At 65.2% G+C, this 23274-nt stretch carries 14 protein-coding genes and 1 riboswitch; of the genes, 4 read left to right on the top strand and 10 right to left on the bottom strand.

From position 1 onward, the window contains the following. Nucleotides 1-15: 15 nt before the first annotated feature. Complete coding sequence (locus BSY16_RS16310) at nucleotides 16-8505, bottom strand: glycoside hydrolase family 94 protein (RefSeq protein ID WP_083243006.1); 8490 nt, start codon at nucleotides 8503-8505, stop codon at nucleotides 16-18. Nucleotides 8506-8912: 407 nt separating this feature from the next. Continuing rightward, nucleotides 8913-9129: riboswitch (cobalamin riboswitch) on the top strand. A gap of 100 nt (nucleotides 9130-9229) precedes the next feature. On the opposite strand from BSY16_RS16310, the gene BSY16_RS16305 reads away from it, so the two are divergent. After that, on the top strand, nucleotides 9230-9445 hold the full coding sequence (locus tag BSY16_RS16305) for a hypothetical protein (RefSeq protein WP_069060636.1): 216 nt from the start codon (nucleotides 9230-9232) through the stop codon (nucleotides 9443-9445). A gap of 85 nt (nucleotides 9446-9530) precedes the next feature. Next, nucleotides 9531-13322 (top strand): methionine synthase, encoded by a 3792-nt coding sequence (metH, locus tag BSY16_RS16300; protein WP_069060635.1) that lies wholly within the window; start codon nucleotides 9531-9533, stop codon nucleotides 13320-13322. A 1-nt stretch (nucleotide 13323) separates the two neighbouring features. On the opposite strand, the gene BSY16_RS16295 is transcribed toward metH, so the two are convergent. Continuing rightward, entirely contained in the window at nucleotides 13324-14358 is a 1035-nt protein-coding gene (locus BSY16_RS16295; protein ID WP_069061585.1) for a YeiH family protein, read from the bottom strand. Between the two features lie 78 nt (nucleotides 14359-14436). Between BSY16_RS16295 and BSY16_RS16290 the strand changes: the two genes are divergently transcribed. Further along, a complete protein-coding gene (locus tag BSY16_RS16290) occupies nucleotides 14437-15312 on the top strand; it encodes a LysR substrate-binding domain-containing protein (protein WP_069060634.1) in 876 nt (291 codons plus the stop codon). Here the strand turns inward: BSY16_RS16290 and cobM are convergent. Both cobM and cbiE read right to left on the bottom strand, forming a co-directional pair. Further along, nucleotides 15309-16070: a precorrin-4 C(11)-methyltransferase gene (gene cobM / locus BSY16_RS16285; RefSeq protein WP_069060633.1), complete on the bottom strand. Its 762-nt coding sequence runs from the start codon at nucleotides 16068-16070 to the stop codon at nucleotides 15309-15311. The genes BSY16_RS16290 and cobM overlap by 4 nt on opposite strands. A gap of 1 nt (nucleotide 16071) precedes the next feature. Beyond that, complete coding sequence (cbiE, locus tag BSY16_RS16280; protein WP_286157143.1) at nucleotides 16072-17328, bottom strand: precorrin-6y C5,15-methyltransferase (decarboxylating) subunit CbiE; 1257 nt, start codon at nucleotides 17326-17328, stop codon at nucleotides 16072-16074. Here cbiE and BSY16_RS16275 point away from each other — a divergent pair. Next, complete coding sequence (locus BSY16_RS16275) at nucleotides 17321-18091, top strand: cobalt-precorrin-6A reductase (RefSeq protein WP_069061584.1); 771 nt, start codon at nucleotides 17321-17323, stop codon at nucleotides 18089-18091. The two genes, cbiE and BSY16_RS16275, sit on opposite strands and share 8 nt — an antisense overlap. Here BSY16_RS16275 and BSY16_RS16270 read toward each other — a convergent pair. The 6 genes from BSY16_RS16270 to BSY16_RS16245 form a co-directional block, all read right to left on the bottom strand. Next, nucleotides 18055-18819, bottom strand: coding sequence for a precorrin-3B C(17)-methyltransferase (locus BSY16_RS16270; RefSeq protein ID WP_069060631.1), 765 nt, complete (start codon nucleotides 18817-18819; stop codon nucleotides 18055-18057). The genes BSY16_RS16275 and BSY16_RS16270 overlap by 37 nt on opposite strands. Continuing rightward, nucleotides 18816-19553 (bottom strand): precorrin-2 C(20)-methyltransferase, encoded by a 738-nt coding sequence (locus tag BSY16_RS16265; RefSeq protein ID WP_069061583.1) that lies wholly within the window; start codon nucleotides 19551-19553, stop codon nucleotides 18816-18818. Before BSY16_RS16265 ends, BSY16_RS16270 begins: the two co-directional genes overlap by 4 nt. Nucleotides 19554-19555: 2 nt before the next feature. After that, the gene (locus BSY16_RS16260; protein WP_069060630.1) at nucleotides 19556-20188 is read right to left on the bottom strand and encodes a precorrin-8X methylmutase; all 633 of its coding nucleotides are present in this window, start codon (nucleotides 20186-20188) and stop codon (nucleotides 19556-19558) included. Beyond that, on the bottom strand, nucleotides 20185-21534 hold the full coding sequence (cobG, locus tag BSY16_RS16255) for a precorrin-3B synthase (protein WP_069060629.1): 1350 nt from the start codon (nucleotides 21532-21534) through the stop codon (nucleotides 20185-20187). Before cobG ends, BSY16_RS16260 begins: the two co-directional genes overlap by 4 nt. Continuing rightward, nucleotides 21531-22310: a precorrin-6A synthase (deacetylating) gene (gene cobF, locus BSY16_RS16250; RefSeq protein ID WP_069060628.1), complete on the bottom strand. Its 780-nt coding sequence runs from the start codon at nucleotides 22308-22310 to the stop codon at nucleotides 21531-21533. Before cobF ends, cobG begins: the two co-directional genes overlap by 4 nt. A 128-nt stretch (nucleotides 22311-22438) precedes the next feature. After that, nucleotides 22439-23260, bottom strand: coding sequence for an AraC family transcriptional regulator (locus BSY16_RS16245; RefSeq protein ID WP_069060627.1), 822 nt, complete (start codon nucleotides 23258-23260; stop codon nucleotides 22439-22441). Between the last annotated feature and the right edge of the window lie 14 nt (nucleotides 23261-23274).

The following is a 23274-nucleotide window of genomic DNA, read 5'->3' as shown; positions in this document are numbered from 1 at the left end:
GTCCACATGCGTGGATCAGAGCAAATAACCCTCGTTTGAAGATTTGATGACAGTTCCGTTCACACTTGCTTGCCATCCACCGTCATCGGCACGCTCGATGCGGATCGCAAGTGTTTGGCCGTCCAGCTTGAGCGTCGCCTCGTAGCCGCTCCACGCCGCCGGCAGCACTGGTTCGATGAACAGGCGACCCGCCTCCCTGCGGATACCGAGGATGCCCTCGACGGCCGCGCGGTAGAGCAGTCCGGCCGACCCCGTATACCAGCTCCAGCCGCCCTGCCCCGTGCGTTCGCCTTCGCCATAGACATCGGCGGCAACGACATAAGGCTCGACGCGGTAGAGTGCCGCCGCCTCCGGGTTCTGTGCGTGGTTGATCGGGTTCAGCAGGTTGAAGCAGGTCCAGGCATCTTCGGCCCGGCCCTGCCGCGCCAGCGCCAGCACGACCCAGGTCGCGGCATGGGTATACTGGCCGCCGTTTTCGCGCACACCCGGCGGATAGGCCTTGATGTAGCCGGGATCCTGCGGGGTCTCGACGAGCGGCGGAGTGAACAGGCGGATGATGCCATGCTCCCGGTCGACGAGGTTTTCCATCACCGCATCCATCGCCTGGCGCGACCGTTCCATGCTGCCCATGCCGGACAGCACACTCCAGCTCTGTGCGATCGAATCAATCCGGCATTCCGCGCTCTCGGAAGAACCGAGCGGCGTGCCATCATCGAAATAGCCGCGACGGTAATAGCTGCCGTCCCAGCCCGCCGTTTCCAGCGCGACCTTGAGGCGGCCGAGATGCTCTTCCCATTGGCCGGCACGGGTCTGATCGCCCCGCTCGCGGGCAAGCGGGATGAAGCCGCCAAGCGTGCCGGCAAGGAACCAGCCAAGCCAGACGCTCGTGCCGCGGCCGGCTTCGCCGACGCGGTTCATGCCGTCGTTCCAGTCACCACCGAGGATGAGCGGCAGGCCGTTCTCTCCCGTGCGGCGCAGCGCCAGGTCGAGTGCACGAGCGCAATGTTCATAGAGCGGCGCCTCTTCGGACGACCTATCCGGCGTGAAGAACGCATCGTGCTGGCCCTCGGTAAGCGCCTGCCCCTCGATGAAGGTCAGCGTTTCGTCGAGGATCGCCCGGTCGCCGGTGACCCGGCAATAATATTCAGTCGCATGGGCAAGCCACACCACGTCGTCGGAGATCATGGTGCGCACACCGGCGCCGTTGTCCGGCAACCACCAATGCTGCACGTCGCCTTCGACGAACTGCCGCGAGGCGGCGTTGAGGATCTGCCCGCGGGCAAGCTCCGGCCGGTGCAAGATGAAGGCAAGCGTGTCCTGCAACTGGTCGCGGAAGCCGTAGGCGCCGCTCGCCTGGTAGAAGGCCGAGCGGGCCTGGATGCGGCAACCCAGCGCCTGATAGGGCAGCCAGTCGTTGACCATGCGGTCGAGCGCCGCATCGGGCGTCTTGACCTGCAGCGTGCCGGTAAAGTCGCTCCAGTAGCCACGAACGGCGGTCATGACCTTGTCGAAATCCGCCGTGCGGCTCTTGTCGGCCAGCGCACGGGCGCTGTCCGCATCGGCCGTGTCGCCGAGCACGAAATGCAGTTCACGCGTCTCGCCGGGTTTCAGCGTGATATCGACGGCAAGCGCCGCGCAGGGGTCGCCGATGCCTTCAGCGGAACCGGACAGTGCCTGCCCCGCGACGACAGCCGCCGGCAGCACGATATCGCCGCCGCGGCCGATGAACTCGCGCCGTTTCGCGGTGAAGCCCGAGAGCGGCGCATCGACGGCGAAGAAGCTGGTCCGGCCGGCAAAGTCGAAGCTGTACGGGTTCGTTGCAAAGAGCGCGCCGCTTTCCTCGTCATGGCTGGTCAGCACGAAGGGCGCGGTCCTGGCGGGGTTGTTGCCGAGCACCCATTCGACATAGCCATAGACCGTCAGGCTGCGTTCCGTTTCACCGGTGTTTTTCACGACGAGGCGCGAATATTTGACCGGATCCTCCGGATCGACCGTCTGCACGAGATCGAGCTCGATATCGTCTTCCCAGCTGCGGAAGGCGGAATAGCCGAGGCCATGCCAGGTCTCAAACTTCACCGAGGACTTGCGCGACAGCGTGGCGAAGGGTGTCATCACCGTGCCGCGCTCGCGGTCTCTCACATAGAAGGCCTCGCCCGGACGGTTGATGACCGGATCGTTCGTCCAGAGCGTCAGCTGGAAGTCGCGCGAATTGCGGCTCCAGGTGTAGCCGGCGCCCTCCGCCGAGACGTGGAAGCCGAAATGCTGGTTGGCGATGACGTTGATCCACGGCTGCGGTGTCGCTTCGCCGCCGCGCAGTCGCACGGCATATTCCCGGCGCTCGGCGTTGAAGCCGCCGAAACCGTTCCAGAAGGAAAGACCGTCACCGTTTATGTCGACCGGCTCGCCGGCGGGCACCGGCAGCTTGGGTGCTGGCGTTTCGGCCTTTGTCTCTTCCTCGCCACGCGGCGTGGAGAACAGGGCGACCGTGCGGGCGATCTGGTCGGAAAGCGTGCCATTGCGCGCGTGGAAGACGGCCCGCGCCGTGGCGAGAAGCGCCTGCCAGGTTGTGCCGTCCATCAAGTCGCGGCGCACCGTGAAGACGTGCTGGCGCGCGCCGTCGGACTGGCTGCGGATGCGCAGGTTTTCGCACATATGGTCGAGCGTGTGCTGCATGTCCTGCGCGTAGGAGGCGGCGCGTTCGTTGAGGATCACGAGGTCGGCCGTGACACCGCGATGGCGCAGGTAGTCCTGTGCACGCAGTGCCTGGCGGGCGACGTCGATGTCGATCTCGTCGTTGATGCGCAGCACGAAGATCGGGAAGTCGCCGGAAATCGCCAGCGGCCACAGCGCCGACTGGGCGGCAAGCCCGCTCTGGATCGTGCCGGTATCGGCGCGAAGGTGCATGTCCGGATAGGTGAGATAACGGCCGAGCATCTGGAAGCTCGCCGCCTCCTGCGAGGTCACACCAACATGGCGCATATGCACCTGCGAGCGCGTCCAGGCATGGATCATTTCATGGTTGAACACGTCCGGATGGCGATAGCGGTCGATGGCCGCATCCACTTCGGCACGGCTGGGGGCAGCAATGGTCCAGAAGATGACCTTGACCTTCTTGCCGGCCGGTACGCGCACGACGCGGCGCAGCGCCATGATCGGATCGAGCGTGAAGCCGTCCGTGCCGGAAAGCTGTGCACCCGGATCGAAGGCGGCAGCCGTCGTCAGCGACCGGCCCCGGCCGATGAAGCGGCGGCGGTCCGTCTCGATTTCGGTGCGGCGCGAGGGGCCGGCATTATCGACGATCAAGTGGGCGATCGTCATGTCCGGTTCGTTCGGATTGCGCTTCTGCCGCTCGGCGCGCACGACGTCGCCGCGCTTGCCGATCTCGGTGCGGATGAACATTTTGGAGAACAGCGGATGGGCGCTGTCGGCGTCATCCGTCGAAATCACCGGTTCCATGTAGGAGGTCACTTCGATGAAGCGGTCTTCCGGCCCGGTGTTGAGCAGCGTCAGGCGACGGCCTTCGGCATCGTGCTCGGTGGCAACGATGACCTCGACCTCGCTCGTCAGCGTACCGACGGTCTTGATGAACTCCGCCTTGTCGTCGCCGAACTGGGTTTTCGTTTCCTCGCCCTCGGCACGCTTCGGCTCGGCGGTGGCGGACCACCACTCATTCGTTGCCGTATCGCGCAGGAAGAGGAAAGAACCCCAGCGGTCTTCCGTCGGGTCAGGCTTCCAGCGGGTGACCGACTGGCCGTTCCAGCGCGAATAGCCGGCACCGTTCGCCGTCAGCATGACCGAGTAGTGACCGTTCGACAGGAAGACGGTCTCGCGCTCCCTGGAGAACGGATCCTTGATGATGCGGATTTCCGGGCGCAACAGGTCGGCCTGCGTGCTGCCGACGGTTTCCGGTTCGCGCTTGGCGTTGATCACCGGAATGTCGCGCGGCGCCTTTTCCTGCAGGAGAAGTTCGGCAGCCTCGATGACCGGGTCAGAGTGGAAACGTTCGCGCAGCGCGCCATTGAAGACGACGTTGGCAACGGCGGCGATCGACATGCCGTGATGGTGCGCCATGTAGTTGCGCACGACCGCGCAGGTCTTGCCCTCCGGCACACGCGTCGGCGTGAAGTCGACGGCATCGTGGAAGCCGTAAACGCCGAGAGCACCGAGCTTGCGCAGACGCTCGAGATTTTCGAGCGAGGCCGCCGGCGCATATTGCGACGCAAGCAGCGAGGCATAGGGCGCGATCACCGCATTCTGGCCGAGGCCGCGCTTGAGGCCGAGCGTCGGCACACCGAAATTGGTGTACTGATAGGTCAGCTCGTGGTCGCGGGCGTTGAAGGCCGCTTCCGAAATGCCCCAGGGCGTACCGAGACGGCGGCCGTGGTTCATCTGCTCCTTCACCACCAGATTGTTCGTCTGGTTGAGGATACCGCCCTGACGCTCCTGCATGACGAGCGGCGGCATGAGATATTCGAACATCGAGCCGGACCAGGAGACCAGCGCACCGCGCGAGCCGACCGGCACGACCGGGCGGCCGAGCTTGTACCAGTGCTCGGTGGGAAGATCCCCCTTGGCGATGGCAAACAGGCTGGTGAGGCGCGCTTCCGAGGCGAGCAGGTCATAGCAGGCCTCGTCGAGTTCGTTGGTCTCGACGCGGTAGCCGATGGACAGCAGGCGACGCTCCTGGCGGAACAGGAAGCCGAAATCCATCGAGAAGGCGATGTCGCGCGCACGGTCGCGCAGCACGACCAGCCGCGCCCGCAACGTCTCGATGCTGCCAAGGTCGAAGACGCTGTCGGCGATATGTGCCTCGCAGGCCGCGACCAGCGCGCTTGCCCAGTGCACGACCTCGCCGCTCTGCGGCGACTTGATCTCATGGTCGAGGTTGACGATCAGCTTGTTGACGTCGCGCGCCAGCACCGAAAGGTTGATGACGCGGATGGAGGCGAATTCGTGCTCGCGCTTGACGGCGGCAAGCGCGTTGTGGAAGCCGGCGATGCGCTCCTCGATGAGACGGCGCAGCGGCCGGACGGTCTTGCGGTCGTCGGGGAGTTCCGTCAGCGTCTCCGACAGGATCGATGCCACGTCGCCGATGCCGTCGAGGCTTCCTTGCAGAAACGCCGACGGCGCTTCGGCCCATTCGCGGCACATGGAGGAGACGGCGATGAGGTGGCCGGCGAGGTTGCCGCTGTCGACCGCCGAGACGTAGCGGGGGCCAAGCGTTTCCAACGTGTTCGTACGGTACCAGTTGTAGAGGTGGCCACGATATTTCGGCATGCCGTCGATGGTCGAAACCGTCTGCTCCAGGCGGCGAACCGTCTCTTCAAAACCGATCCAGCCGAAATCGCGCGCGGAGATGACCGAGAGCAGGTAGACGCCGATATTGGTGGGCGACGTGCGCTCGGCAAGCACCGGCTGCGGCGTTTCCTGGAAATTGTCCGGCGGCAGGAAGTGCTGCTCGGCCGTCACGAAGGTCTCGAAATAGCGCCAGGTGCGCCGCGCGATCTTGCGCAGCTCAGTGGCGACATAGTCGGACACGACGAGCTGGTCCTCGGTCTCCGCCGTCTGGCTGACATTCCAGGCGATCATCGGCGAGAGCAGCCAGACGAGGGCGAAGGGAATGCCGATGAAGGGCAGGCCCGTATCGGAGACCATGGCGAGCGCCACGGAAACCACGGCGAGCGCCGGCGCCTGCCACATGGTTTTGTAATGGGCGAGGATGCCGCCGCGCGCAGCACTGTCGGCCTGCGCGGCCGTGCGCCATTCGAGCATCAGCTTGCGGCTGACGAAGGTGCGGTAGAGCGAGCGGATGATCGCATCCGCCATCAAGCCGGCCGAGTGGGCGATGAAGACGATGCGGAGTGCCACCTGCGCGTTCGCCGCGCGGATGTCCGAGATGACCCGATGCACATGGGCACGCGCGACAATGTCGTTGCGGCGCGGCATGATGCCGGAGATCAGCGACAGCGTCGGCGCGACGAAGAGCAGGAAGATCAGCACGAGCTGCCAGATCAACGCCTGGCGCGGCTCCATGTAGTACCAGCCCATGACGGAGGCGACGAGCCAGCCGATCGGAATGAGGCTGCGGCGCAGGTTGTCGTACATCTTCCAGCGGCCGATCATGGAAATTCCACTCGACGGGCTGAAGAGGTAGGGCAGCAGCTGCCAGTCGCCGCGCGCCCAGCGATGCTGGCGCGAGGTCTCGACACCGTAGCGCGTCGGGAAATCCTCGACGAGCTCGACATCCGTCACCAGCGCGCAGCGCGACAGCGAGCCTTCGAGAAGGTCGTGGCTCAGCACGGCATTCTCGCCGATCCGGCCCTTCACGGCCGCCTCGAAGGCATCGACGTGATAGAGGCCCTTGCCGGTGAACGTACCTTCGCCGACGAGGTCCTGGTAGATGTCGGACACGGTGAAGACGTAAGGGTCGATGCCGCGGTCGGCGGAATAGATGCGCTGGAAGGTCGAGGCTTCCTTGCCGGTCGTCAGCGAAGGCGTGACGCGCGGCTGGAGAATGCTGTAGCCGGCAGTGATTTCGCCCGTCGCCTCGTCGATGACGGGACGGTTGATCGGGTGATGCATCTTGCCGACAAGCTTGGTCACGGCATCGCGCATCAGGCGCGTGTCGGAATCGAGCGTCATGACATATTTGACATCCGCCGGCACGATGTTGGCGCCCGGCAGGAAGGTCGTGTCGCCGTCGCCGCGCAGAAGCAGGTTCAGCTCGTGCAGCTTGCCGCGCTTGCGCTCCCAACCCATCCAGGCGCCTTCCGACGGATTGTAGAGCCGGCGGCGGTGCAGGAAGTAGAAACGCGTGCGCCCGTCATAGGCGTAGCGGGCGGACAGCGCCGCAACCTCGCGCTTGGCGTATTCGAGCACGTCGAGATCGGCCGGCGTCTCTTCCGACTGGCTGTCGGCCCAGTCGCTGATGAGCGCGAAATAGATCTCGCCACGCGGATTGGCGAGGTAGTGCACTTCGAGATTGCGCACCAGTTCGTCGACATGATCGCGCTTGGAAATCAGACAGGGCACGGCAAGCAGCGTGCGTGCATCGTCCGGAATGCCGTCCTTGAATTCATAACCGACAAGGCGGGACGGCGTGACGAAGAAGGTGACCAGCGTGTTGAAAAGGCCGGTCGCGCCCTCGGAGGCCGGCAGCGCGAAAAGCACGAGCATGATCAGCCATGCGCCGTTCGGAATATCGAGCGGATCGAGGAAGAAATAGACAGCGATCATCGCCAGCAGCGTCAGGATGATGTTGGGCGCGGCAATCGCGAACCAATCCAGCTTGCGGGTCAGGCGCACAGCGCGCTGGACCATCGACGGACGATAGCCGATGCGCTTTTCGAGCTGCTTGCGCTTCTTGCCGACGAGGAAGGCCGCCACATTGGCCTTGTAATCCAGGTCCTCGACATGCGCCGCCGCGTCTTCCTCGGTCATGGTGAGCGCGATTTCGGTCACTTCCAGCTCGGTCTTGCCGGAGCGGCGGGCGAAGCGCTCGATCGTGTTGCGGTACTTGTTGCGCGAGCCGAAATCGAGGTCGCTGTAGTCGGAGCGCTGGCGCAGCGCTTCGTCGAGGCGGCTGACGCTCTCGAACCAGACGGGCCATTCCGTATCGTCGACGGAGCGCAGGCTCTTGATGAGCGAACTCATCGTGACGTTGCCGGAGGACAGCCGGTTGTTCTCCGCGACGATCAGCTCCTCGAGGTCGCTGCCGCGGCTCTCGATCTTGCGCTCCAGCCACTGGATCACCGCGCCCGAGGCCTGCAGGCCGTCACGAAGCCGGTAGAGCAGCTGGATGACGAAGGTGTTGTCGTCGATGAAGGTCTCCATCGACTGGAGATGGGCAATGCATTTTTCCGGATCGTTGAGCCGGATCAGTTCGTCCGCCACCTCGTTCGCCTTCAGCCGCATCTTGCGCGAGCGCTCGACGCGGCTCGAAATGCGGCGGAGGTTTTCAAGAAGCACGAAACGAATGAAGGAAGGCAGCGCCCAGAGTTCGCCGATCTTCAGCGCATCGACCTTCTGGAAGCCCTGAACGAAAGCCGTCAGGCCATCATGCGAGACGCTGCTATGCGTATGGGCGACGTAGAGCCAGGCGACGGCGAGCGTGCGCGGCATCACCTGTCCCTCGACCTCCAGGGTCGGCAACTGGCGGAAGAAGCGGCGGGGGAAATCGCGACGGACTTCCTGGATCGCCTCTTCGACGACGTAATAGTTGTCGAGCAGCCATTCGGCTGCGGGGGTTATCTGCACGCCCGCTTCGACATCCTTCGCCGTCGTCTGGTAGACGCGGAAGATCTCCTTCTCGTTTTCCTTGTGCCGGGCACGGAATTCGAAGGGTCGGAAGCCGGGCAGGGCCGCGCGTTTGTCGCGCGCCAGCGCTTCACCGCAATCGGCGAGCTCCTCCAGCGTCAGATAGGTGGCGCGGATCGAATCGTTATAATCGATCTGCTTGACGTCGGCATCGCGCGAGGAGGCTTGCGGCGTATTATGAAGGGGCATGTTTCTGATTCTGGATCCGGCCATGTGGAACCATCCGGCGGCGGCCTTTGCGCTGGACAGTTTTTTGCGGGCAGGGTTCATATTTGTGCCGCGATCAGCCATGGCACCGAACCGCACCCCGGGGGTACTTGACGGTTGGACATGGCTCAGGCGACACGCTTGTTGGCATCCTGGCCGCGTGGTGCATGAAAACGGCATTTTTTAGCCGTAAGGACAGAGACTTGCAACATGTCAACAGGACTGGATGGCGCAGCATGGACCCTCATCTGCGGATTTGGTGAATCGCCCATCCCTCCCCAAGGGCGAACCTGCGCATGGTGCAGGCGGAAAGCCAAATGCCTGGTGACGGAAAAAGTTCCCGCCCTGTGCATGATAGTCAAAACCATTGACTTGCCGGCGCGCTGACGCCAGTTTGCCGAAGTCAGGGTCTTCCGAGTCGCATGCGGCTTGGAGGCTAAGAGGGAAGCCGGTGCGATGCTCCAGATGGAGTGCCAAGACCGGCGCTGCCCCCGCAACTGTGAACGGCGAGCGACTGTCGATAAAGCCACTGGTCTTTGGACCGGGAAGGCGAGACAGAGGCGACGACCCGTGAGCCAGGAGACCTGCCCTGATACTTGAAACGTCCATGGGCGGGGTGTCCCAGTGGTGCGCTTGCTTGTCGCCTTTCGGCGAAATCCAGCATGCGTGCGTCCGGTCATCCCCCAATTTACCGATTGGGGAAGAAATGCTTGCACTTGATCACAACGGCCTCTCCGGCACCGGAAAGCCGGAATCCGTCTTCATCTCCTGGCTGCTCTGGCAACCGCGCGGCGCCGACCTTGCCGTCGAGGCACTGAAGGAGGTGCAGAAACTCTCCCGTTATGAGGATGCCGATCCGGATATTGCCCGCCTGCGATCGCTGTTCGCCTCGCTTGCCGGTGCAGACCGTCCGCTTCACTGACGCGTCGTTCGCATAAACGCATATTGACATAAAGATATCTTTATGTGACTTCCGATGCAGTATGATTGCACCGGAGGGCTTTGCCATGGCCAAATCGCACCTGGACACCCTGTTCGGCCCCGAACTGCCGCGACGCGACGGCCGCGAGATCCTCGCAGCCCTGCAAAAAGCCGCGCGCGAGCGCATCCTGGTGCTCGACGGCGCCATGGGCACGGAAATCCAGACGCTCAAGCTCGTCGAGGACGATTTCCGCGGCGACCGCTTCGGCGATTGCGCCTGCCACCAGCAGGGCAACAACGACCTGTTGACGCTGACCCAGCCGGGCGCGATCGAGGACATTCATTACCGCTATGCGCTGGCCGGCGCCGATATTCTCGAAACCAACACCTTCTCCTCCACCACCATCGCCCAGGCCGATTACGGCATGGAGGACATGGTCTATGAACTGAACCGCGACGGTGCGCGCCTTGCGCGGCGCGCCGGCCTGCGCGCACAGGAAAAGGACGGCCGCCGCCGCTTCGTCGCCGGCGCGCTCGGCCCGACCAACCGCACCGCCTCCATCTCGCCCGACGTCAACAATCCCGGCTACCGCGCCGTCTCCTTCGATGACCTGCGCCTCGCCTATGCCGACCAGCTGCGTGGCCTCATCGATGGTGGCGCCGACATCATCCTGATCGAGACGATCTTCGACACGCTGAACGCCAAGGCCGCGATCTTCGCCACCCGCGAAGTCTTCGAGGAAAAGGGCATCGACCTGCCCGTCATGATATCAGGCACAATCACCGATCTTTCCGGCCGCACGCTGTCCGGCCAGACGCCGGAAGCCTTCTGGAACTCGGTGCGCCACGCCGACCCCTTCTCGATCGGCCTCAACTGCGCGCTCGGCGCCAATGCCATGCGCGCCCATCTCGCCGAAATCTCCTCCGTCGCGCAAACCTTCGTCTGCGCCTATCCCAATGCCGGCCTGCCGAACGCCTTCGGCCAGTATGATGAAACGCCCGGCGAGATGGCCGCCCAGATCGAAGGCTTCATGCGCGATGGGCTGGTCAACATCGTCGGCGGCTGCTGCGGCTCGACGCCGGACCATATCCGCGCCGTCGCCGCCGCCGCCGCCCGCCATAGCCCACGCGAAATCCCCGACATCCCGCGCCATATGCGGCTTTCCGGCCTCGAACCCTTCACGCTGACCGACGCCATTCCCTTCGTGAACGTGGGCGAGCGCACCAACGTCACGGGCTCGGCGAAATTCCGCAAGCTGATCACCGCCGGCGACTATGCGGCCGCGCTCGACGTCGCCCGCGACCAGGTGGCGAACGGCGCGCAGATCATCGACATCAACATGGACGAGGGCCTGATCGATTCAGCCAGGGCCATGACGGAATACGTCAATCTCATCGCCGCCGAGCCGGATATCGCCCGCGTCCCCCTGATGATCGACAGTTCGAAATGGGAGGTGATCGAGGCCGGCCTGAAATGCGTGCAGGGCAAACCGCTGGTCAACTCGATCTCGCTGAAGGAAGGCGAGGAAGCCTTCCTGCACCACGCGAAGCTCGTGCGCGCCTATGGCGCCGCCGTCGTCGTCATGGCGTTCGACGAGACCGGGCAGGCCGACACCAGGGCGCGCAAGGTGGATATCTGCACCCGCGCCTACAAGCTCTTGACCGAAGTCGCCGGCCTTGCGCCGGAAGACATCGTCTTCGACCCGAACATCTTTGCCGTCGCCACCGGCATCGAGGAGCACGACAATTACGGTGTCGACTTCATCGAAGCGACCGCCGAAATCACCGCCACCCTGCCGCATGCCCATATCTCGGGCGGCGTCTCCAATCTCTCCTTCTCGTTCCGCGGCAACGAGCCGGTGCGCGAGGCGATGCACGCGGTCTTCCTCTATCACGCCATCCAGGCGGGCATGGACATGGGCATCGTCAATGCCGGCCAGCTCGCCGTCTACGACACGATCGAGGCCGACCTGCGTGAGGCCTGCGAGGACGTGGTGCTGAATCGCGCACCGAAGGGCGGCGGCACCGCGACCGAGCGCATGCTGGAGATCGCCGAACGCTTCAAGGGCACGGCCGGCAAGGAAGCCAAGGAGCGCGACCTCGCCTGGCGCGACTGGGCGGTTGAAAAACGCCTCGAACACGCCCTCGTCAACGGCATCACCGAATTCGTCGAGGCCGACACGGAAGAGGCCCGGCAGAATGCGGAACGCCCGCTGCACGTCATAGAAGGCCCCTTGATGGCCGGAATGAACGTCGTCGGCGACCTGTTCGGCGCCGGCAAGATGTTCCTGCCGCAAGTCGTGAAATCCGCCCGCGTGATGAAGCAGGCCGTCGCCGTGCTGCTGCCCTACATGGAGGCCGAAAAGCTTGCCAATGGCGGCAGCGGTGAGCGCCAGAGTGCGGGAAAAATCCTGATGGCGACCGTCAAGGGCGATGTGCACGATATCGGCAAGAACATCGTCGGCGTCGTGCTCGCCTGCAACAATTACGAGATCATCGATCTCGGCGTCATGGTGCCGGCGGCGAAGATCCTCGAGACGGCGAAGGCCGAAAAGGTCGATATCATCGGCCTGTCCGGCCTGATCACGCCCTCGCTTGACGAGATGGTGCATGTCGCCAATGAAATGGAGCGCGAGGGTTTCGACATTCCCCTCCTCATCGGCGGCGCGACGACGAGCCGCGTGCACACCGCCGTCAAAATCCATCCGCGCTACGACCGCGGCCAGACCGTCTATGTCACCGATGCCAGCCGCGCCGTCGGCGTGGTCGGCAGTCTGTTGTCGGCCGAGATGAAGCCCGGTTACGTCGAGACGCTGAAGGCCGAATACCGCAAGGTCGCCGATGCCCATGCCCGCAGCGAGGCGGAAAAGCAGCGCCTGCCGATTGCCAAGGCGCGTGACAACGCCTTCAAGGCCGACTGGTCCGCCTACCAGCCGAAGACACCCTCCTTCCTCGGCACCCGCGTCTGGCAGGATTGGGACCTCGCCGATCTCGCCCGTTACATCGACTGGACACCCTTCTTCCAGACCTGGGAGCTGAAAGGCGTCTTTCCGAAAATCCTCGATGACGAGAAGCAGGGACCGGCGGCCCGCCAGCTCTTTGCCGATGCGCAGGCGATGCTGGAAAAGATCATTTCGGAAAAGTGGTTCACGCCGAAAGCCGTCATCGGCTTCTGGCCGGCCGGCACGGTGGGCGACGACATCCGCCTCTTCACCGACGAGGCGCGCAACACGGAGCTTGCGACCTTCTTCACGCTGCGCCAGCAGCTTTCCAAACGCGACGGCCGGCCGAACGTCGCACTCTCCGATTTCGTCGCACCCGTTAACAGCGGCAAGCAGGATTATCTCGGCGGCTTCGTCGTGACGGCCGGCATCGGCGAGATCGCCATTGCCGAGCGCTTCGAGCGGGCGAACGACGACTACAACTCGATTCTGGTGAAAGCGCTCGCTGACCGTTTCGCCGAAGCGTTTGCCGAACGCATGCATGAAGTGGTGCGCAAGGAACTCTGGGGTTATGCGGCGGACGAGACCTTTGCTCCGACCGACCTCATTGGCGAGCCCTATGCCGGCATCCGCCCTGCTCCCGGCTATCCGGCTCAACCGGATCATACGGAAAAGACGGCACTGTTCCGCCTGCTCGACGCGGAAAAGGAAATCGGCGTGACTTTGACCGAAAGCTTCGCCATGTGGCCCGGCTCCTCCGTCTCCGGTCTCTACATAGCGTCGCCCGAAAGCTATTATTTCGGCGTCGCCAAGGTGGAGCGCGACCAGGTGGAAGACTACGCGCGGCGTAAGGATATGCCAGTCGTCGAAGTGGAACGCTGGCTCGGACCGGTGCTCAACTACGTGCCGGCACCGGTGCGGGAAAACGCGGCCTGAGTCAGGCCGTCGCAAGGTTGAGGGCGAGCACCATGGCGTAGCTGGCGAGAACCAGCACGCCGAGCGACAGCACGACCGCGGCCGTCACCCGCGGTCCCGCGCGCATCACGCGCTTCAGGTCGATGCCGAGGCCGAGTGCGGCCATGGAAAGAATGGTCAGCACCGTCGCGACCTCACCCATCGCGCCCGCCATGGCGGCATCGACAAGGCCGACACTGCGGGCAGTCAGCATGGCGAGAAACCCGAGGATGAACCACGGCACGAGCCGGTACAGTGCGGGCCTGCGCCCCGTCGCCCCCGCCGAAGCACAGGACAGGAGGAAGATCACCGGCCCCAGCATCAGCACGCGCACGAGCTTGACGAAGGTGCCGATCTGGATGCTGAGGGCGGAGACCGGCGCGGTCGCCGCCAGCACCTGCGGCACCGCATAGACCGTCATGCCCGCCATCACACCGTAACCCGTCGCCGAAAGGCCGAGTAGCGGCACTAGCACCGGCAGGAGCAGCACGGTGATCATGCCGAGCACGGCGGTGAACGCAATCGACGAGGCGACATCCTCGGCGTCAGCGTGGATGACGGGCGCCGTCGCGGCAATCGCGGAATTGCCGCAGATCGAGTTGCCGCAGGCTACCAGCAGCGCAACGGAGCGGGACAGGCCAAGCCAGCGCCCTATCCCGTAACTCGTCATGAGAACCGCCCCCACAACCACGGCAATGGCACCGATCAGCGAAATGCCCATGCCACCGATCGCCGCAGCACTGACGCTCGCACCGAGCAGGACGATGGCCACTTCGAGAAAGTACTTTGCCGAAAAGACAATGCCGGGATCGAAACGGGCGGGTTGACGCAAAAACAGCCGCAACACCGCGCCGATCAGGATGGCCAGCACCAGGGCCTCGATCCAGGCCCCGCCTGTCAGGCGCGCTTCCAGGTGCTCGGCAAGCACCGCAAGGCCAGAAACCAGGCCGGCCAGGACGACACCCGGCAGCAGTGCCCGCGTTCCAAGAAATGCTCTTCTGTTAGATAAATTTTCCATGCGCCAACGATGCGCTTGAAACTCCATTCAATCCATCAGTAAGTATCGGATGTTTCATTCGATTGGATCGAACATATGATGACGCTCGAACAGCTCCGTATCTTCGTCGCCGTGGCGGAGCGCGAGCATCTCACGCAGGCCGCCGAGGCGCTGAATCTCACGCCCTCCGCCGTCAGCTCGGCGATCCGCGTCGTGGAGGAGCGCTACGGCATCGCGCTATTTCACCGGACCGGCCGGCGGATCGAACTGACGGAGACAGGCCATGCCTTCCTGCCGGAAGCCAGGGCCACGCTGGCACGGGCCGAAAGCACGGATCTCTTCCTCACCGAAATCGGCGGCCTCAAGCGCGGCACGCTGACGCTTGCCGCCAGCCAGACGGTCGGCGCCTACTGGCTGCCCCCGCTGCTCATAAGCTTCCACGCGGCCTATCCGGCCATCGACATGCGCGTGGGCAGCGGCAACACGGAGCAAGTTGCCGAGGCCGTGCTCGAGGGGCGGGTGGAACTCGGATTCGTCGAAGGCGCAATCGACCATCCTGCCCTCTCGCAGCGGACCGTCGCGCGCGACCGCGTCGTGGTGGTTGCGCCGGCCGGCCATCCACTCTTGGGCAAACCGGTCGAGCCGGCCGATCTTTTGGCGGCGCACTGGGTTCTGCGCGAAGCGGGCTCCGGCACACGCGGCGCCCTGACCGCTGCGCTGGCGGCGCGCGGCGTGGACGAGGCATCTCTCGACATCACACTTTCCCTGCCGTCGAACGAAGCCGTGCGCAGCGCCGTGCTTGCCGGCGGCGCATTGACCGCGATTTCCGAACTGGCCGTCGCGGACGACCTGGCATCGGGCCGGCTGGCCCGCATCGCCTTCGACCTGCCGGAGCGCGCCTTTCGCCTGCTCCGGCACAAGGAGCGTTACCGCTCCAAGGCGTCGCTCGCTTTGGAAGCGCTTCTGCCGACCTAATCGCCCCGGCCGCGGAAACGCCGTTGGTAGGTGGGATCGTAGAGCGAGCTTTCACGAAAATCCGTGGCCGCCAATGCGCGGCCGACGAAGATCAGCGCCGTGCGCTCGATCGGTTCTTCGGCAACTTTCGCCACGATATCGGCCAACGTGCTGCGCACCACGCGCTCATCGAGCCAGGAGGCTTTCACGACGATCGCCACCGGGCAATCGGCGCCGTAGAGCGGGGTAAGGTCTTCGACCACCTTGTCCAGGGCGTGAATGGCCAGATGGATGGCCAATGTGGCGCCTGTCGCACCAAAGTTCTCCAGCGTCTCGCGGTTCGGCATGGGCGAGGCGCGGCCGGAGACGCGGGTGAGCACGAGGCTCTGCGCGACGGCCGGAATGGTGAGTTCGCGACCGAGTGCGGCGGCGGCCGCGGCAAAGGACGGCACGCCCGGGGTCATCGTATAGGTCAGCCCGTGGTTTTCGAGCCGGCGGACCTGCTCGGCAACGGCGCTCCAGACGGAAAGATCGCCGGAATGCAGCCGCGCCACGTCCTCGCCCGCCTGCGCCGCGCGCAAGAATTCGGCCTCGATCTCGTCGAGCGATAGCGGCGCCGTGTCGACGATGCGCGCGCCCGGCGGGCAATATTGCAGAAGCTCCGGCGAGACGATGGAACCGGCATAGAGGCAGACCGGGCACTTGCCGATCAGGTCACGCCCACGCACGGTGATGAGGTCGGCAGCACCGGGACCGGCGCCGATGAAATGAACGATCATATTATTCCTCAATTTGTTTAGCCGGCTTGACCCAGCTCCATTGCGTGACCGGCATGGCGGGCCGCCAGCCCGTCATCTGCCCGATGGGTGAGGCCCGCGTGACATCGATGCGGGTCAACGCGCCGCCAAGCCGCGCATGGTGCGCAAGCAGCACCACTTCCATTTCCGTCGTCACCGCATTGGCGACGAGCCGACCGCCGGCCTTCAGGCCGCCAATCGCCGCCTCCATCACCCCCGCCTCGCTGCCGCCGCCGCCAATGAAGACGGCATCCGGCGCAGCAAGCCCGGCAAGCGCTGCCGGCGCCGCGCCCTCGACGACCGAAAGGCCCGGCACGCCGAAATTGTTGGCATTGCGGCGGATGCGGGCGGCGCGTTCGGTGTTTCCCTCGATCGCGATGGCGCGAAGCGAGGGGTCGGCCAGCATCCACTCGATGCCGATCGATCCCGAGCCGGCGCCGACATCCCACAGCGATTCGCCCCGCTTCGGCGCCAGCGCGGAGAGGGTCAGCGCGCGGACTTCGCGCTTGGTGATCTGCCCGTCATGCTCGAACAAACCATCATCGAGACCGGGCGTATAGGCGAGGACCCGTGCGGCACTGCCAGCCACAACCTCCACGGCGCAAACATTCAGCATATCGGCATCCGTAAGTGCAAAGGTCTCCGCCCGATGGCTGCTCAGCCGCTCCCGCGCGCCGCCGAGCGCTTCGAGAACGGTGAGCGTCGAGGCGCCAAAGCCGTTTTCCGCGAGCAATGCGGCCAGCGCCGCCGGGCCGTCACTGTCCGACGTCAGAGCAAGAATGCGGCTGCCTGGATGCAGGTGCGGGCGAATGAGATCGATGGGGCGGCCATGCAGCGAAAGGCAAAGCGTATCCTGAAGCGCCCAGCCCATGCGGGAAGCCGCAAGACTGAACGACGACGGCGCCGGAAAGACGCGCATTTCGGCCCGCGCGATGCGACGGGACAACGTGACGCCGACGCCGTAGAAAAACGGATCGCCCGAGGCCAGCACGACGACCGGCCGGTCCCGGACTGACAGCACGGCATCGACCGAACGCTCGAACGGGGACAACCAGCCATGGCGCTCGCCCCGGATCGCCGCATCGGCGAGTTCCAGATGCCGTGTGCCGCCGAAAACCAGCTCGGCGGCGGCAATTGCGGCCTTGGCCTCGTCACCGAGACCCGCTAGACCGTCCTCGCCGATCCCGACGATGGAAAGCCAGGGGGCGGCTTGCGGGGGGATTTGATCAGGCGTGGACAAGCGACGCATCCTCATACTGGGCGGCACGACGGAAGCCCGCGACCTTGCCGGCCGCCTTGCCGGCCGAACCGATCTTGCCGTCACGCTCTCGCTTGCCGGCCGGACCGTCGATCCCGCGCCGCAGCCCGTGCCCGTGCGCATCGGTGGTTTCGGCGGCGTACCGGGGCTTGCGGCCTATCTCGATGAGCATGCCATCGAGCTCGTGATCGATGCGACCCATCCCTTCGCGAGACAAATTTCGGCCAATGCCCGTGCAGCAAGCGCTGCGGCGAATATTCCGCTGCTGCGGCTGGAACGGCGCGGCTGGGAGGAGACGGAGGGTGATCGCTGGATCCGCCGGACCTCCATCGAAGAGGCCGTTACCGCCTTGGGTGTGCAGCCGCGCCGCGTCTTTCTTGCCATCGGCCGGCAGGAGGCGAGAGCCTTCGACGCAGCACCTCAGCACCACTATCTCGTGCGCAGCGTCGATCCGGTCGATCCGCCGATGGAGGCACCGAGCGTCGAATACCTGCTCGCCCGCGGTCCCTTCGCCGTCGAGGCGGAAGTGGACCTGCTGCGGCAACAGCGCATCGATGTCATCGTCAGCAAGAATTCCGGCGGCGACGCCACCTACGGCAAGATCGTCGCCGCGCGTATTCTCGGCCTCCCCGTCATACTCGTCGAGCGGGCGGCCAGCGAAAGCGGCCACCACGCAGAGACGGTCGAGGATGCGGTCCGGCTTACCGATCATCTGCTCGCGTCCTTCAGGAAGCGCGGCGTATAGACCAGGTCCGGCAGGCCGGGACGCGCGATGACCCGCGTTTCCGGCGAGCCGATCACGACGCAGGTCGCCATATCGGCCCGCTCCGCCGCGGCGTCTCCCAACGGCATGACCAGCATATGCTCGTCCGGCCGGCCCGCGGCACGGCCGAAGATCACCGGCGTCGTGGCCGGAAGTGTCTCGCGAAGTATCTCGAATGCCTTGCCGAGCTGCCACGGCCGCGCCTTGCTGATCGGATTGTAGAGCGCGATGACAAGCCCGGCTTCGGACACCAGGCGCAGCCGCTTCTCGATGATCTCCCAAGGCTTGAGATTGTCGGACAGCGAGATCGCACAGAAATCGTGGCCGAGCGGCGCGCCGATGCGGGCTGCGACGGCCAGCATCGCGGTGACGCCCGGAACGATGACGAGGTCGACGGATTTCCAGTCGTCCGGCCCGGCATCGATCGCCTCGCAAACCGCCGCCGCCATGGCAAAGACACCCGGATCACCACCGGAGACGACGCAGACATTGATACCCGCCGCAGCACGGATCAGCGCCGCCTGCGCACGGTTCAGTTCCTCGCGATTGTCCGAGGCGACCTTGATCTGGTCGGAGCGAAGATTCAGCCGGTCGATATAGGGAAAGTAGCCGAAAAACTCGGTCGACGCCGCAACGGCGTTAAGCGCCTCCGGCGTCATCTGGTCCGGATTGCCGGGACCGGTTCCGATCACGAAGAGCTTGCCCGTCATCCGCGGGTGCTCCAGCCCGGCACGAGCACCAGCGAGAAATAGGGCGCGGTGTCGTCGAGCTTTTCCGAGAGCCGGATGGATTTGCCGACGGGCGTGGTACCGCGCTCGACATAGACCGCTTCGCCCAGGCGGCCGGCCTGCGAAAGGGCCCGGCGGATTTTCGGCAGGTTACGGCCGACCTTCATGATGACGGCGGCCTGTGTATCGACGAGACGGCGCGACAGCTCGTCCTCGCCCATCGTGCCTGGCAGCACGGAAAGCACGTCGTCGCCCTGCACGATCGGCAGGCCCGAGAGCGACCAGCAGCCGGACATGGCCGTGATGCCGGGGATGACCTCCGTCGGAAAGCGATCGGCGAGCCGCACATGCAGATGCATATAGGAGCCGTAGAACATCGGGTCGCCCTCGGAGAGGATTGCGACCGTGCGACCGGCGGCGAGATGCTCGGCGACGGCCGCGGCGGAGGCATCGTAGAAGGCGGTGATCTGGTTCTTGTAGTCGTCGTGGTCCTTGTCGATCTCCGTCGTCACCGGATAGTAGAGCGGCAGCTCCACCATATCCGGCTTCAGCAGGCCTTCGACAATCGCCCGTCCATTGCCGGAGCGCCCGGCCTTGGCGAAGTAGGCAAGCACATCCGCCTCGCCGATCGCCCGCACCGCCTTCAGCGTGAGGAGTTCCGGATCACCCGGCCCCGTGCCCACGCCATACAATCGTCCCGTCACCGTCGCCACCATGTTCATAGTCCCGGCCTCGCCAGCGAATTGAGCGCCGCCGCCGTCATCGCGCTACCGCCGAGACGGCCGCGCACGATGGCATAGGGCACGCCATAGGAATTTTCGGCCAGCGCATCCTTGGATTCAGCCGCCCCGACGAAGCCGACCGGCATGCCGAGGATCGCCGCCGGTTTTGGCGCGCCATCGCGCAAAAGTTCGAGCAGGTAGAAAAGTGCCGTCGGCGCGTTGCCGATGGCAACGACCGAGCCGGCCATGCGATCGAGCCAGAGCCGGATGGCGGCCGCCGAGCGGGTGTTGCCTGTTTCCGCGGCAAGTTCCGGCGTGCGCGGATCGCGCAGCGTGCAGAGCACGTCGTTGTTTGCCGGCAGGCGGGCGGCGGTAACGCCGCGGGCGACCATCTCGGCATCGCAGAAGATCGGCGCACCACCCTGAAGGGCCGCGCGCGCGGACGTCACGAAATCCGGCGAAAAGACGAAATGCGGCGCGGCTTCCACCAGGCCGGCAGCGTGGATCATCCGCACCGCGACATCCGCTTCCATTTCGGAGAAGCGCGAGAGATCGGCCTCGGCGCGGATGATCGCGAAGGATTTTTCATAGATGGCAGTGCCATCCTTGATGTAGTCGTACTGGGTCATGATTGGCCTTGATATGCGGAAAGAAGGACCGCGGACGGGGTGCGGTCGAGCAGGTTTCTGGCGGTCTCGCCTCCCGCGCTGCGCGCGCGCAAAACGCTGCCGAAGCGCTGGATAGCCGGCTTCAGATCACCGGCTGGGATAATCGCCGCCGGCGCATCGCTCGCCCGCCCGTCAAGGATCAGGCCGACACCTGCGGTCGTGCCGCAGAGCGTGATGGCGGCAACGGGCGGATGGGCGCAGCCCTTCGGGCAGCCGGAAATGTGCATGTCTAGGGAACCGTCCAGCAAGCCGCCAGCTTCTGCGACCAAGGCATCGGCGGCGGCACGAGTGTCGAAGCTGGCCGAAGCGCAGCCGGCGGCGCCGGCGCATATGGAGATGGTGCGGCCGGGCGCGTTGTCCGTGTTCCAGAACCCCTGGCGATCGGCGCAGGCCCGGGCGACTGCAAGCGTTTCGCCGGAAAGGCCGCGCACCAGCAGGCTGCGATGCGGTGCGAGGCGGAATTCCACGGCGCCACAGGCGGAAAGTCCCTCGACAAGCGCCGCAAGCCGATCGGCATGCATCTGGCCATATGCCGGCGCCAGGCCAAGCACGGTTTCGCTCCCGATGCGGTGTGCGCCGAGCGGGTGGGTGGACAGGGCCGCAGGTACAGCCTGCATCGGCGCAGCACCCGGCATCCGCACCAGCGCGGCGACATCCAGATCGCGGCCGCGGGCGGCGGGACCGATGGCCACGAGCGCGGCGATGACGGCCATTGCACCATCCAACACGGAGTCTTCTGGCAGCAAGGCGACAGGTCTGGCCCTTTGACGATCACCACCGACCGACAGGCGCCACGCCATGCGTCCCCCGACAACGACGGCATCAAGCCGGAGATCCGCGATCATGTCGGCAAGCGAAAGCATGCCACCGCCATCGACAACGATTGCGAGCTTCGGGGCGAGGGTAAACGATGCCCGGGAAATCGCCTTGCGCAACGCATCCGCAACCGGCGTGGCATCGGCGATTTCTGACGGATCGATGCCGGCGAACGGCGGGACTTCAATGGCGACGCCCGTCTGGGGAACGATGCCGGCAGCGGCAAGGCCGGCCGCCAGATGCGGCACCGAAGCCTCCGTCAAGCCGCGAAGCTGGAGATTGCCGCGTGCGGTGATTTCGATGAGGCCATTGCCATGGGCGCGGGCGAGATCGGCAAGGGCAAGCAGATCATCCGCCGTCAGGGCAGGCGCGGCAGGGCGCAGGCGCACCAGCAGGCCGTCACCGGTCTGCATCGGCGCGGCGATCGAGGGGCAGGCGCCGCGGCGCAGCGCACCCGTATCGCACCGGTCGAGGGCGAGCGTCACCGTCATGCCGGCCCCTCCTCCGCCTCAGTGGCAGGACGGCGGATCAGATAGGTATCCATGATCCAGCCATGCTTTTCGCGCGCCGTGCGGCGGGTCTCGGTGATGGTTTCGGCCATGTCGGCCAGCCGGCCGGAAAGCAGGATTTCGTGTGGCGTGCCGAGATAGGCGCCCCACCAGATGTCGGCTTCCGGATCCGTCACCGTTCGAAAAGCCTGCACGCCATCGAGCATGACCAGCGCATCACGCGAGGATTCCGGCCAACCTTCGGCAAGCCGGCGGCCGGTGGTAATTTCGACGGGCAGCCCGATGCGGTTCAGCGCGATGCCGTGGCTGGCGCAAAGCGCCTGGACGCTGGTGATGCCAGGGATGACCTCCGTTTCGAAGGCGACGCGTCCGGCATCGCGGACATGGTCGATGATGCGCAGCGTGCTGTCGTAGAGCATGGGATCGCCCCAGACGAGCAGGCCAAGCGTCTCGTCCTCGCCGACCGCGTTCAGCAGCGTGCGCTCGTAGATCGCGGCGATGGCGCGGTGCCAGTCGTTGACACCGTCCTCGTAGGAGCCATCGGCGCGGCGCAACGGTACGGCATAGTCGAGGATGCGGCAGGCAGGATTGGTGAGGAACCGGTCGCAGATGTCACGGCGCGCATCGGCGAGAAAGGCCTTTTCGTCGCCCTTCACAGGTATAAGCAGCACATCCGACCGGTTCAGCGCATTGATCGCCTGAACGGTCATGTGCTCGGGATTGCCCGCGCCGATCCCGATGACCCGTATTTTTCTCAAATTCCGTCTCCCGTGCGGCTTGCGCTCCCGGTCTGCGGCCCGATTTGGGTCCCGCACCCCTTCCTAATCCCAAAAGCCGGCGGAAAACAGTCCCCGGATCGCGTCCTTTGCCGGTCTTTTTGAGACTCCTATGCCGCCTCGCGGCTTGTGAGATAGGCGCGCGGCGAGGAGCCGAGCATGCGCTTGAACATGGTGGTGAAGGCCGGCACGCTTTCATAGCCGGCTTCGAGCGCCACGCGCGTCACCGGCTCGCCGGCAGCAAGCCGCGGCAGGCAGGCGAAGAGGCAGGCCTGCTGGCGCCAGGTCACGAAGCTGATGCCCATCTCCTCGCGAAAGAACCGCGTGAAGGTGCGCCGGCTCATGTTGAGGCGGCGCGCCCAATCGTCGATCTTCGCCGTCGGTGACGGCTGCTCGACGAAGTCGCGGCAGAGGCCGGCAAGCCGGCCGCTCGCCGGAAAGGGCAAGCCGAGGCGGCGTTCGGGCAGGCGGCTGATCTCGTCAAGCAGCAGCGCCATCACCAGCTCCGCCCGGTTGCGCTCCTCGGAAAGCGCGCCCTTGCGCACCGCCTCCGTGATCAGCTGCCGGGCAAGGTCCGTCACCTCCAGCACCGTCGGCTCCTGCGAGGCGGCGCGGCCTTCCGGCGAATAGATATAGACGGAGCGCATGCTGACATCGCTGTACATCTCGACCGAATGTTCCAGCCCGCGCGGGATGAGCAGCGCGTGGCCGGGCGGGATCATCCAGCGGCCGCGATCCGTCGAAACCAGCACGACGCCGGCAAAGACGCAGAGGAACTGCGTGCGGCGATGGCGGTGCGGCGGCACGGTGTAGCCGCCCGGAATCTCCGAACTGTGGACCAGAACGTCCTCGTTCGACTGTTCCATGCGAGAAAGATTGCGGATGTGATCGTCATCGAGCGCCTTGAGGCGCGCAGCTGTCAATTTTTCCATCTTTGGCCCACTCG

The organism is Sinorhizobium sp. RAC02 (assembly GCF_001713395.1).
Classification (GTDB): Bacteria; Pseudomonadota; Alphaproteobacteria; order Rhizobiales; family Rhizobiaceae; genus Shinella.
The sequence above is the reverse complement of the archived record's forward strand: the minus strand, read 5'-3'. Positions and strand labels throughout refer to the sequence as shown.